At 65.0% G+C, this 11,811-nt stretch carries 11 protein-coding genes; 7 read left to right on the top strand and 4 right to left on the bottom strand.

Annotation, left to right across the window (positions count from 1 at the left end):
• Nucleotides 1–200 precede the first annotated feature (200 nt).
• The 6 genes from chpT (at nt 201) to LPJ38_RS35220 (ending at nt 6,922) form a co-directional block, all read left to right on the top strand.
• Entirely contained in the window at nt 201–854 is a 654-nt protein-coding gene (gene chpT, locus LPJ38_RS35245) for a histidine phosphotransferase ChpT (RefSeq protein ID WP_167520810.1), read from the top strand.
• A 197-nt stretch (nt 855–1,051) separates the two neighbouring features.
• Nucleotides 1,052–3,850: a hybrid sensor histidine kinase/response regulator gene (locus LPJ38_RS35240; RefSeq protein WP_231088508.1), complete on the top strand. Its 2,799-nt coding sequence runs from the start codon at nt 1,052–1,054 to the stop codon at nt 3,848–3,850.
• 24 nt (nt 3,851–3,874) lie between these two features.
• Complete coding sequence (locus tag LPJ38_RS35235) at nt 3,875–4,345, top strand: chemotaxis protein CheW (RefSeq protein ID WP_145638305.1); 471 nt, start codon at nt 3,875–3,877, stop codon at nt 4,343–4,345.
• 69 nt (nt 4,346–4,414) lie between these two features.
• On the top strand, nt 4,415–4,780 hold the full coding sequence (locus LPJ38_RS35230) for a response regulator (RefSeq protein WP_007600538.1): 366 nt from the start codon (nt 4,415–4,417) through the stop codon (nt 4,778–4,780).
• Between the two features lie 76 nt (nt 4,781–4,856).
• Nucleotides 4,857–6,053 (top strand): protein-glutamate methylesterase/protein-glutamine glutaminase, encoded by a 1,197-nt coding sequence (locus LPJ38_RS35225; RefSeq protein WP_145638302.1) that lies wholly within the window; start codon nt 4,857–4,859, stop codon nt 6,051–6,053.
• A complete protein-coding gene (locus LPJ38_RS35220; RefSeq protein ID WP_145638299.1) occupies nt 6,050–6,922 on the top strand; it encodes a CheR family methyltransferase in 873 nt (290 codons plus the stop codon). The genes LPJ38_RS35225 and LPJ38_RS35220 overlap by 4 nt, the downstream gene beginning before the upstream one ends.
• A 163-nt stretch (nt 6,923–7,085) precedes the next feature.
• Here LPJ38_RS35220 and LPJ38_RS35215 read toward each other — a convergent pair whose 3' ends face one another.
• The 4 genes from LPJ38_RS35215 to ctrA form a co-directional block, all read right to left on the bottom strand.
• Nucleotides 7,086–8,246 (bottom strand): glutathionylspermidine synthase family protein, encoded by a 1,161-nt coding sequence (locus LPJ38_RS35215; RefSeq protein ID WP_145638295.1) that lies wholly within the window; start codon nt 8,244–8,246, stop codon nt 7,086–7,088.
• Nucleotides 8,247–8,331: 85 nt separating this feature from the next.
• Nucleotides 8,332–8,718, bottom strand: coding sequence for a hypothetical protein (locus LPJ38_RS35210; RefSeq protein WP_145638292.1), 387 nt, complete (start codon nt 8,716–8,718; stop codon nt 8,332–8,334).
• A 1-nt stretch (nt 8,719) separates the two neighbouring features.
• Nucleotides 8,720–9,124 (bottom strand): DUF350 domain-containing protein, encoded by a 405-nt coding sequence (locus LPJ38_RS35205; protein WP_145638289.1) that lies wholly within the window; start codon nt 9,122–9,124, stop codon nt 8,720–8,722.
• Between the two features lie 215 nt (nt 9,125–9,339).
• Nucleotides 9,340–10,041: a response regulator transcription factor CtrA gene (ctrA, locus tag LPJ38_RS35200; RefSeq protein ID WP_016848562.1), complete on the bottom strand. Its 702-nt coding sequence runs from the start codon at nt 10,039–10,041 to the stop codon at nt 9,340–9,342.
• Nucleotides 10,042–10,478: 437 nt separating this feature from the next.
• On the opposite strand from ctrA, the gene fliI reads away from it, so the two are divergent.
• Entirely contained in the window at nt 10,479–11,804 is a 1,326-nt protein-coding gene (gene fliI / locus LPJ38_RS35195) for a flagellar protein export ATPase FliI (RefSeq protein ID WP_145638285.1), read from the top strand.
• Nucleotides 11,805–11,811: the final 7 nt, after the last annotated feature.

The following is an 11,811-nucleotide window of genomic DNA, read 5'->3' as shown; positions in this document are numbered from 1 at the left end:
GCCTCATTCATCGGCAAGTCTCGCCCCTCTCGGTTGATTCGCCCTGATCGATTCGACCGGGCCTTTATGGCCGCTTCGAACCTATCGCAAGCTAGCTGCCGCAGGCTTGCGAATGTTAGAACCCGCAGCATCCGTCAAGCATGCGTGATTCGCGGCGTCCAGCGCCGTGCAATGCCAGGAACCCTCCAGGACCCCATTATATGTCTGACGCTTCGTCGCCCGCGACCGCTACTGCTCCCGATATGCTCGAACTCGCCGCGCTCCTGTGCTCGCGGGTCTGCCACGATCTCATCAGTCCCGTCGGCGCCATCGTCAACGGACTCGAGGTGCTCGACGACGACCCCAAACCCGAGGACCGCGAGTTCGCGCTCGAGCTGATTCGCAAGAGTGCCAAGACCGCCTCGGCCCGGCTCCAGTTTTGCCGCCTCGCCTTCGGCGCCGCCGGCTCCTCCGGCGCGCAGATCGATCTCGGTGATGCCCAGACCATGGCGCGCGGCCACATCGAGGACGGCAAGTGCTCGATCACCTGGAATCTGCCGCGGCTGCTGCTGCCGAAGAACCGCGTCAAGCTGTTGCTCAACATGCTGGTCGTTGCCCAGCACACGATCCCGCGCGGCGGCATGCTGACGATCGATCCGATCGGCGAGGGCGAGACGATGAGTTTCCGCATCACCGCGACCGGGCACAATGCGCGCCTGCCGCAGAACATCTCCGAGCTCCTGAGCGGCGAGCGCGGACCTGCTGCCGATGCGCATGCGATCCAGCCTTATTATACGCGTCTGCTCGCGCAGGCCTGCGGGCTCACGGTGACGCTCAAGCCGGAAGGCGAAGCCATCATCGTTAGCGCTTCGTAAACGCGCGCGGCGCGTCCGAGTCGTTAATCGAATCCTTACGAGGCGCTTCGGCTTGTCCGGAGCGCCTTATCTCTTTGTTGGTTCCGTTCTTTTGCACATACTCAACCAATATTAAACGCTTTGCGGTGAAGCTGGCCCCATTCCGAAATGGCGCATCACGTCTCGTGCGCGCCCTCTCTGTATGAAGGCCTGTTTTCATGGATGATCTGTTGCGGGAGTTTTTGACGGAGACCAGCGAGAGCCTGGACACCGTCGACAATCAGCTGGTGAAGTTCGAGCAGGAGCCGAACAACGCCAAGATCCTGGACAACATCTTCCGCCTCGTCCACACCATCAAGGGCACCTGCGGCTTCCTCGGCCTGCCCAGGCTTGAAGCGCTGGCGCATGCCGGCGAGACGTTGATGGGCAAATTCCGTGACGGCATGCCGGTGACCGGGCAGGCGGTGACGGTGATCCTGTCCTCGATCGACCGCATCAAGGAGATCCTCGCAGGCCTCGAGGCCACCGAAGCCGAGCCCGAGGGCAACGACCGCGATCTCATCGACAAGCTGGAAGCGATGGTCGAGCAGGGCATGGCGGCAATGGCCGCTGGAAGTGCCGCTGCTCCCGTTGCAGAAGCCCCGCCGCTCGTGCCGGAAGCCCCGGCTGCCGCGCCCGCCAAGGAGATGACCACGGGCACGCTGATCGACCAGACCTTGGAGCGGCCCTTGCGTCCGGGCGAGGTCTCGCTCGACGAGCTCGAGCGCGCCTTCCGCGAGACCGCGATCGAAGCGCCGGCCCCCGCCGCCGTCGCCAAGGCCGAAGTCAAGGCCGAGCCGGCCGCTGAGGCCCCGGCCGCCAAGGACGCTGCCAAGGACGCCGCAAAGCCTGCCGCCAGGGAGAAGGCCGCGGCGAAGAAGTCGATGGCCGACGAGATTGCCGGCGAAGGCGACCGCATTGCCAACCAGTCGATCCGCGTCAACGTGGACACGCTGGAGCACCTGATGACCATGGTCTCCGAGCTGGTCCTGACCCGCAACCAGCTGCTGGAGATCTCCCGCCGCAACGAGGACACCGAGTTCAAGGTGCCCTTGCAGCGCCTGTCCAACGTCACCGCCGAGCTGCAGGAGGGCGTCATGAAGACGCGCATGCAGCCGATCGGCAATGCCTGGCAGAAGCTGCCCCGCATCGTCCGCGATCTGTCGAGCGAACTCGGCAAGCAGATCGAGCTGGAGATGCACGGCGCCGACACCGAGCTCGACCGCCAGGTGCTCGATTTGATCAAGGACCCGCTCACCCACATGGTGCGCAACTCCGCCGACCATGGCCTGGAGACCCCCGCCGAGCGCCTCGCCAGCGGCAAGGGCGAGCAGGGCACCATCCGCCTGTCCGCCTATCACGAGGGCGGCCACATCATCATCTGCATCGCCGACAACGGCCGCGGCCTCAACACCGAGAAGATCAAGGCCAAGGCGCTCTCGTCAGGTCTCGTCACCGAGGCTGAGCTCGAGAAGATGAGCGAAGCCCAGATCCACAAGTTCATCTTCGCGCCCGGCTTCTCCACGGCGGCCGCCATCACCTCGGTGTCGGGGCGCGGCGTCGGCATGGACGTGGTCCGCACCAATATCGACCAGATCGGCGGCACCATCGACATCAAGTCCGTGGCCGGCGAGGGCTCTTCGGTCACCATCAAGATCCCGCTGACGCTCGCCATCGTCTCGGCGCTGATCGTCGAAGCTGCCGGCGATCGCTTCGCGATTCCGCAGCTCTCGGTGGTCGAGCTGGTGCGGGCCCGCGCCAACTCCGAGCACCGCATCGAGCGCATCAAGGACACCGCGGTGCTGCGCCTGCGCAACAAGCTGCTGCCGCTGATCCACCTGAAGAAGCTGCTCAAGATCGACGACGGCGCGGCCTCCGATCCCGAGAACGGCTTCATCGTGGTGACCCAGGTCGGCAGCCAGACCTTCGGCATCGTCGTCGACGGCGTGTTCCACACCGAAGAGATCGTGGTCAAGCCGATGTCGACCAAGCTGCGCCACATCGACATGTTCTCCGGCAACACCATCCTGGGCGATGGCGCGGTCATCATGATCATCGATCCCAACGGCATTGCCAAGGCGCTCGGCGCCGCCGGCTCCTCCGCCCATGACATGGGCGACGAGAACGGGGCGCATCACATCGGCGCGGGCGAGCAGACCACCTCGCTCTTGGTGTTCCGCGCCGGCTCGTCGCAGCCCAAGGCGGTCCCGCTCGGGCTGGTCACGCGCCTCGAGGAGCTGCCCGCCGACAAGATCGAGTTCTCGAACGGCCGCTACATGGTGCAGTACCGCGAGCAGCTGATGCCGCTGGTCGCCATGGAGGGCGTCACCATTGCGAGCCAAGGCGCCCAGCCGATCCTGGTGTTCGCCGATGACGGCCGCTCCATGGGCCTCGTCGTCGACGAGATCATCGACATCGTCGAGGAGCGGCTCAACATCGAGGTCGGCGGCTCGTCCTCCGGCATTCTGGGCTCGGCCGTGATCAAGGGCCAGGCCACCGAGGTGATCGACGTCGGCCACTTCCTGCCGATGGCGTTCTCGGACTGGTTCACCCGCAAGGAGATGAAGCCGTCGCTGCATTCGCAGTCGGTGCTCCTGGTCGACGACAGCGCGTTCTTCCGCAACATGCTGGCCCCCGTCCTCAAGGCCGCCGGCTACCGCGTCCGCACCGCGCCGACCGCGCAGGAGGGCCTGGCTGCGCTGCGCGCGCAGAGCTTCGACGTGGTGCTGACCGACATCGAGATGCCCGACATGAACGGGTTCGACTTCGCGGAGGTGATCCGCTCCGACAACAATCTTGGCTCGATGCCGATCATCGGCCTGTCCGCGCTGGTATCGCCGGCGGCGATCGAGCGCGGCCGTCAGGCCGGCTTCCACGACTACGTCGCCAAGTTCGACCGTCCCGGTCTGATCGCGGCGCTGAAGGAGCAGACCGCGGGCGCCGCCGGCGCCTCCGAGCTGAGCCGCGCGGCGGCCTAAGCAGGACCTGAGGAGAGAGACGAGATGAGCAAGAAGACGCAAGTGGGCGAAGGCGCCATGGTCGAGTACGTCACCGCGATGATCGGCGGCCAGCTGTTCGGCCTGCCGATCTCCCGCGTCCAGGACGTGTTCATGCCCGAGCGCGTCACCCGCGTGCCGCTGTCCTCGCGCGAGATCGCGGGCGTGCTCAATCTGCGCGGCCGCATCGTCACCGTGGTCGACATGCGCGCCCGCCTCGGCCTGCCCAAGGCCGAGGACGGCAAGGTGCCGATGGCGGTCGGCGTCGACCTGCGCGGCGAATCCTACGGCCTCTTGATCGACCAGATCGGTGAAGTCCTGCGCCTGTCCGAGGACGGCAAGGAGGAGAACCCCGTCAACCTCGACCCCCGCATGGCCAAGCTCGCCGGTGGTGTCCATCGCCTCGACGGCCAGCTCATGGTCGTCCTCGACGTCGATCGCGTCCTCGAGCTCGCGCCCGAAATGATGGCGGCCTGATACGGCGGCAATTGCCGCCGACGTGCCAGTAATGGAAGTGCCCCCAAAGGGGAGGAAGCAGAGGCTCAGATGCGTACTTGTCTCGTCGTTGATGATTCCAGCGTCATCCGCAAGGTTGCGCGCCGGATCCTTGAGGGCCTCGACTTCCAGATCCTCGAAGCCGAGGACGGTGAGAAGGCGCTCGAGGCCTGCAAGCGCGGCCTGCCCGATGCGGTGTTGCTGGACTGGAACATGCCCGTGATGGACGGCTACGAGTTTCTCGGCCATCTCAGGCGCATGCCCGGCGGCGACCAGCCCAAGGTGGTGTTCTGCACCACTGAGAACGACGTTGCGCACATCGCTCGCGCGCTGCACGCCGGTGCCAACGAGTACATCATGAAGCCCTTCGACAAGGACATCGTGACGGCGAAGTTCCAGGAAGTCGGCCTGATCTGAGCGAACGCCCGGAGGCTGAACGGATCCTTCGGCGCCTGTTTTTCAACTGAACCGTTTCAGCCTGAGTTGGTGAGTAATGAGTGTTGCGTTCGCAGGTAATTCGACCACGGGCTCGTCGCGCGAAGCCGGGCCGCTGCGGGTGATGATCGTCGACGACTCCGTCGTCATCCGCGGTCTGATCTCGCGCTGGATCGGTGCCGAGCACGACATGGAAGTCGCGGCTTCGCTGCGCACCGGTCTCGAGGCGGTCAACCAGATCGAGCGCATCAACCCCGACGTCGCCGTGCTCGATATCGAAATGCCAGAGCTCGACGGCCTGTCGGCGCTGCCGCAGCTGCTTGCGAAGAAACGCGACCTCGTCATCATTATGGCTTCGACGCTGACCCGCCGCAATGCGGAGATCAGCTTCAAGGCGCTGTCGCTCGGCGCGGCCGATTACATTCCAAAGCCGGAATCGACGCGCGAGGCCTCGGCCGCGGACATCTTCCACCATGATCTGATCCAGAAGATCCGTCACCTCGGCGCTCGGCTGCGCAGGAGGCCCACGGTTGCGAGTCCGCCGCTGGCGCCCGCGAGCCCGGCCCCGGTCGCGCGCGGCCCTGTTGCGCGGCCCGCCGCGCCCGCTCCGGCTCCGACCGTGCACGCACCGTCGTCGGGAGCGCTGGTGACGCGCCCATTCTCGACGCAAGCACCGAAGGCGCTGCTGATCGGCTCCTCGACCGGCGGCCCCCAGGCGCTGATGACGCTCGTCGCCGAGCTCGGCCCGGTGATCGACCGAGTCCCGGTGCTGATCACCCAGCACATGCCGCCGACCTTCACCACCATTCTCGCCGAGCATCTGGCGCGAGCGAGCCGCAAGCCGGCGGCCGAGGCGGTCGACGGCGAACCGGTGAAGCCGGGACGGATCTATCTTGCGCCCGGCGGCAAGCACATGCGCGTCGTGCGGAGTGGCGCGGACACCGCGATCGCGCTCGACGACGGTCCCGCCGTCAACTTCTGCAAGCCCGCGGTCGATCCGCTCTTCACCTCCGCCATCGACATCTGGCATGGCGGCATCCTCTCGGTGATCCTGACGGGCATGGGCTCGGACGGCATGCGCGGCGGCAAGGACATCGTCGCTGCCGGCGGCAGCGTCATCGCGCAGGACGAAGCCTCCAGCGTGGTCTGGGGCATGCCGGGCGCGGCGGCCAATGCCGGCATCTGCGCGGCGATCCTGCCGCTCAACCAGATCGGGACCAGGGTGAACCGCCTGTTCGCGGGAGACCGCTCGTGACGCCCGCGGATTACGACTATCTGCGCAAGTTCCTGAAGGAGCGCTCCGGACTCGATCTGTCCGCCGACAAGCAATATCTGGTCGAAAGCCGGCTGCTGCCGCTCGCGCGCAAGGCGAGCCTATCAGGCATCCCCGATCTCGTGTTGAAGATCAGGAATGGCGACGGCCGGCTTGCGACCGACGTGGTCGAAGCCATGACCACCAACGAGACCTTCTTCTATCGCGACAAGATCCCGTTCGATCACTTGCGCGGCACGATCCTGCCGGGCCTGATCCAGGCGCGCGCGGCACGCAAGAGCTTGCGCATCTGGTCCGCGGCATCCTCGACCGGGCAGGAGCCCTATTCGATCGCCATGTGCGTGAAGGAGATGGGCGCGGCGCTTGCCGGCTGGCGCATCGAGATCGTCGCGACCGACCTGTCGCAGGAGGTGCTGGAGAAATCCAAGGTCGGCATCTACAGCCAGTTCGAGGTGCAGCGCGGCCTGCCGATCCAACACCTGATGAAATACTTCACGCAAGTAGGTGAAGTCTGGCAGCTCAACGCCGACATCCGCGCCATGGTGCAATTCCGCCAGCTCAATCTGTTGCAGGACTTCTCCCATCTCGGCACCTTCGACGTGATCTTCTGCCGCAACGTGCTGATCTATTTCGACCAGAGCACCAAGGCGGTGATCTTCGAGCGCATGGCCAAGGGGATGGAGGTCGACGGCACGCTGCTGCTCGGCGCCGCCGAATCCGTCGTCGGCATCACCGATGCGTTCCGCCCCGTCACTGACCGCCGCGGCCTCTACCAGCTCAACCCCGCGCGCTCGGGCCGGCCGATGGGCGGATTGATGCCGCAACCGATCAAGGTCGCCGCGGCGAGGTGAACTTTCTTCCCGTCATTCCGGGGCCGCGCGGAAGCGCGGAGCCCGGAATCCATAACCACAAGCCTTCGAAATGCGCAGCCGGTTAGACGCGGCCCTTTCATCCGCCTGTGGCTATGGATTCCGGGCTCACTCGCTTTGCGAGTGCCCCGGAGTGACGGACGCCTCACAAAATCGCATGCGGCAGGAATCGTGAGCGGTTGCCCGTGATCGGGCTCTCGTCCTCGCGGATCGACAGGCCGCAAGGTTCGTGGTCCACCAGCCAGCTTCCGATCACCGGATAGAAGCCGGAAAAGTTCGGCAGCGGCGCAAGTGCCTGCCGTATGAAACCTTCGGCACCATAGGGACCCTCCTGCTCGTCGAGCGGCGTGCCGCCCGACACCAGCGTGACGTTGGCGCCTTCGCGCGACAGCAGCGGCTTGCGCACATAGGACGTGCCGAGCTCGGCGGCGCGCGGATCGTCCTCGAAGAAGGCCGGCAGCAGATTGGGATGGTTCGGAAACATCTCCCACAGCAGCGGCAGGATGCCCTTGTTGGAGAGCACCGCTTTCCACGGCGGCTCGATCCAGCGCGTCGGCGCGTCCCTGAGCTTGGCGCCGAAGGCGTCCTGGAACATCCATTCCCAGGGATAGAGCTTGAAGGCCAGCGCGATGTCGCGATCGTCGAGATCGACGAACCCGCCGCCTTCGTCGCGCCAGCCGACCTGTTCGATGTCGAGCAGCCTGGTCGAGAGTCCCGCCTGGCGTGCGGTGTCTTCGAGATAAGCGAGCGTGCCGGCGTCTTCCTCGTTGCCGGTGATGCCGGTGAGATGGATGTGCCGGCCGGCAGCGATCTCCTTCCACGCCGCGATCAGCCGCTCATGGATGGAGTTGAACTGATCGGCGCGCGCGGGGATCATGCGGCGTTCGATCGCCTGTTCGAGCCAGGTCCATTGAAAGACGGCGGCTTCGAACAGCGAAGTCGGCGTATCCGCATTGTATTCGAGCAGCTTGGCCGGACCTTTGCCGTCGAATGTCAGGTCGAGCCGGCCGTAGAGGCTGCGGTCGTCCCGCTTCCAGCTCTCCGCGATCAGGCTCCAGAACGCTTCGGGAATCTTCAGGCGGCGCAGATATCGTTCGTCGCCGATCGCGCGGCCGGCAAGCTCCAGGCACATCGCGTCGATCTCGCCGGTCGGCGTCTCGATGCCGCGCTCGATCTCGTCGAGCGTGAAGCCGTAATAGGCGCGCTCGTCCCAATAGCGGTCGCCGTCGATGGTGTGGAAGACGAAGCCGCATTGCGCTGCGGTTTCCCGCCAGTCGTCGCGCTCCAGACAGGTGATGCGCTGCATATCATCTCCTGCGCATGATCTCCGCGCAAACGCGTTCCGCGTTTGTCGCGAGGGAAAACCGGTGGCCACTTTTCCGGATCATGCGTCAGCCGCCGCCCGAGAAGCCATGGCCGAACGAGCCGAAGCCGCCGCGGCTCACGCTGCTGTGGCCGGAATCGGACGACGTTCCCGACGAGGAATGGCTCGAGGAATCGCTGCTGAACAAGCTCGATCGCGACGACCAGCGCGAGCTGCTGCCGCCCGACGAGCTGCTGCTGCTGCTGCTGCACGTCGTGGTCGTCTGCCCCGGCACGGCGCCGGGCGTGGGCTCGCAATTCTGCCGCGGCATTAAGGTGTAGGCGGTGGTGCCGACCGCGATCGTGCCCATCACGAGCAGCGCGACATGGCCGGAGCGCTTGGCCTGGGGCCGTGGTGTCGCTGGCACCGACGGCAGGCGCTTGCCGAATTGCTTGCTGGAGGGTTTGTCGGCCATGTCAGTAGATCATGCTGGCGGCGTTCAGCAGACCGGCAGCGAGCGAGGCCAGGCCGAGCCAGATCGCGGGCGCGATCTCGCCGGAGTCGATCCGCTTCGACAGGTTCGGCACCGGCACCTTCACCAGAAAGAACACGATGATCTGGACGATCAGCGCGATCGTCGCCCAGATCAGGCAATCCAGCACGTTGGCCGAATGCGCGATGGCGCTGACCAGCGGCGCCACGAAGCCGAGCAGGCTGAGGCCGAGCGCGATCGCCGCGGCCGGCTGATTATCGCGGATGAGCTGGAACTCGTTATGCGGGGTGATGCGGGTGTAAACGAACAGATAGGCCACGATCGCGATCAGGCCGGTGCAGAAATAGACCAGGAAGGCGGGCAGGCCGGCGAGTGATTGCAGGATCATCGTTCCCCCATCGTGCAGCGACCATTCGTCGGCGGGGGGAGGGTAGCGGTTCAAACATTAGAGAGGGGTGAAGTCGCATCGGCGCAATTGCTGCACCCCTTCCAGCAAGCGGGAGACGGCGAAGACGTCCCCCAAAAACAAAACCCCGCCATTTGCGGCGGGGTCCAGGCTGGGAGGAGCGAGCCTGACTGGGCTCGCGACGTAAACCCAGAAGATCAGGCGGGGATGCGTTCGTCGGCCTCGTGCGGCTCGCGCAGCACGTAGCCGCGGCCCCACACGGTCTCGATGAAGTTGCGTCCCTCGGAAGCGTTGGCCAGCTTCTTGCGGAGCTTGCAGATGAAGACGTCGATGATCTTCAGCTCGGGCTCGTCCATGCCGCCATAGAGATGGTTGAGGAACATTTCCTTGGTGAGGGTCGTGCCCTTGCGCAAGCTGAGCAGCTCCAGCATCTGATATTCCTTGCCGGTCAGATGCACGCGCTGGCCGCCGACTTCCACCGTCTTGGTGTCGAGGTTGACGACGAGGTCGCCGGTCTGGATGACCGACTGGGCATGGCCCTTGGAGCGGCGCACGATCGCGTGGATGCGGGCAACCAGCTCGTCCTTGTGGAAGGGCTTGGTCATGTAGTCGTCGGCGCCGACGCCGAGACCCTTGACCTTGTCCTCGATGCCGGCGAGGCCGGAGAGGATCAGAATCGGTGTCTTGATCTTGGAAACCCGGAGCTGCTTGAGCACGTCGTAGCCGGACATGTCGGGCAGGTTGAGGTCGAGGAGAATAATGTCGTAATCGTATAGTTTACCGAGATCGACGCCTTCTTCCCCCAAATCGGTCGTGTAGACGTTGAAGCTCTCAGACTTCAACATCAGCTCGATCGACTGCGCGACGGCGCTGTCATCTTCAATCAGCAAAACGCGCATGCCAGTTCCCCATAGTCGCCGCTCCTGGGCGTCAGGTCGGCCGCATTCGCGGCACTCAACAAAACGCCTTTGAACAACTGATTCGGATCCTGACAACAGATGGTTAACAAACTCTGATTCTGGAACGCAAGTCCTCCCGGTGCAATTTTTGTCGAATCGCCCTAAGGTCTTGTGCGTGAAGCAGCTTTCGTCACCCGATTCTGTTCAAGTTCCACTTTAAGAGACGGGCCTAACCGACTCCCGCGACTCAGCCTTCTTCTGAAGGGAAGCCACGCTCAGTCTCAAAGACAGTGACGCAATGATTAATGATGCGGGTAAACACGAAGTTAAGCGCCGTTCAGAAATATGGCGAAACTTAAGGTTTTCATCGTGAAGGCCCGGATCGCAACTGCAACTCCGGGGATGACCAAGGCGCGTCCCTTAACGAAGGTCCACCGATGAAGGCTCTGGCCGAACAGATCGGCGACATCGACGGCATCAACATCTACGGCCGTGTGGTCGGCGTGCGCGGCCTGATGGTCGAGGTGGCCGGTCCCATTCACGCGATGTCGGTCGGCGCACGCCTGGTGATCGAGACCGGCGCCAACCGCACCATCCCGTGCGAGGTGATCGGCTTCTCCGGCAACAACGCTGTCGTGATGCCCTTCGCCGGCCTCGACGGCGTACGCCGCGGCTGCAAGGCGGTGATCGCCAATGCCGCCAATCAGGTGCGGCCGTCATCGGCCTGGCTCGGCCGCGTCGTCAACGCGCTGGGCGAGCCGATCGACGGCAAGGGACCGCTGCTGCAAGGTTCCTCGCCGATGCCGTTCCGCAACCAGCCGCCGCCGGCGCATTCGCGCAAGCGCGTCGGCGCGCCGCTCGATCTTGGCGTGCGCGCGATGAACACCTTCCTCACCTGCTGCCGCGGCCAGCGCATGGGCATCTTCGCAGGCTCCGGCGTCGGCAAGTCGGTGCTGCTGTCGATGCTGGCGCGGAACGTCGATGCCGCCGTCAGCGTCATCGGGCTGATCGGCGAACGCGGCCGCGAGGTTCAGGAATTCCTGCAGGACGACCTCGGCGAGGAGGGCCTTGCGCGTTCCGTCGTCGTGGTCGCGACCTCGGACGAGCCGGCGCTGATGCGCCGCCAGGCCGCGTATCTCACGCTCGCGGTCGCCGAATATTTTCGCGACGAGAACCAGGACGTGCTCTGCCTGATGGATTCGGTGACGCGCTTTGCCATGGCCCAGCGTGAGATCGGCCTGTCCGCTGGCGAGCCGCCGACGGCCAAGGGTTACACGCCGACCGTGTTCACCGAGCTGCCGAAGCTGCTGGAGCGCGCCGGACCGGGCCTCGGCGAGGGCGCCATCACCGCGATCTTCACCGTGCTGGTCGATGGCGACGACCATAACGAGCCGATTGCGGATGCGGTCCGCGGCATCCTCGACGGCCACATCGTGATGCAGCGCTCGATCGCCGAGCGCGGTCGCTACCCCGCCATCAACATCCTCAAATCCGTCTCCCGCACCATGCCGAAATCGGCCGATCCGCAGTTCTGGCCGACCATCCAGAAGGCGCGCGCGGTGATGGCGACTTATGCCGACATGGAGGAATTGATCCGGCTCGGCGCCTACCGGGCCGGCTCCAGCCCCGAGGTCGACGAGGCGATCCGCCTGCACGAGCCGCTGGAAGCCTTCCTGCGCCAGCGCAAGGACGAAAATGCATCACTGGCGGACGGCTACCGCCAGTTGGCGCAAATCCTCGGTAATTTGGAAACGGAACGCTAACTTTGTC

The sequence above is a fragment of the Bradyrhizobium daqingense genome, from assembly GCF_021044685.1.
Taxonomy (GTDB): domain Bacteria; phylum Pseudomonadota; class Alphaproteobacteria; order Rhizobiales; family Xanthobacteraceae; genus Bradyrhizobium; species Bradyrhizobium daqingense.
This window is presented reverse-complemented; position numbering and strand designations above follow the sequence as displayed.

What these genes read in the sequence shown, in the direction of transcription:
- LPJ38_RS35225 (WP_145638302.1), top strand. Translation starts at nt 4,857, where the DNA reads ATGAGTGTTGCGTTCGCAGGTAATTCGACCACGGGCTCGTCGCGCGAA.
- LPJ38_RS35240 (WP_231088508.1), top strand. Translation starts at nt 1,052, where the DNA reads ATGGATGATCTGTTGCGGGAGTTTTTGACGGAGACCAGCGAGAGCCTG.
- LPJ38_RS35215 (WP_145638295.1), bottom strand. Translation starts at nt 8,246, where the DNA reads ATGCAGCGCATCACCTGTCTGGAGCGCGACGACTGGCGGGAAACCGCA.
- LPJ38_RS35235 (WP_145638305.1), top strand. Translation starts at nt 3,875, where the DNA reads ATGAGCAAGAAGACGCAAGTGGGCGAAGGCGCCATGGTCGAGTACGTC.
- LPJ38_RS35210 (WP_145638292.1), bottom strand. Translation starts at nt 8,718, where the DNA reads ATGGCCGACAAACCCTCCAGCAAGCAATTCGGCAAGCGCCTGCCGTCG.
- LPJ38_RS35205 (WP_145638289.1), bottom strand. Translation starts at nt 9,124, where the DNA reads ATGATCCTGCAATCACTCGCCGGCCTGCCCGCCTTCCTGGTCTATTTC.
- ctrA (WP_016848562.1), bottom strand. Translation starts at nt 10,041, where the DNA reads ATGCGCGTTTTGCTGATTGAAGATGACAGCGCCGTCGCGCAGTCGATC.
- fliI (WP_145638285.1), top strand. Translation starts at nt 10,479, where the DNA reads ATGAAGGCTCTGGCCGAACAGATCGGCGACATCGACGGCATCAACATC.
- LPJ38_RS35230 (WP_007600538.1), top strand. Translation starts at nt 4,415, where the DNA reads ATGCGTACTTGTCTCGTCGTTGATGATTCCAGCGTCATCCGCAAGGTT.
- chpT (WP_167520810.1), top strand. Translation starts at nt 201, where the DNA reads ATGTCTGACGCTTCGTCGCCCGCGACCGCTACTGCTCCCGATATGCTC.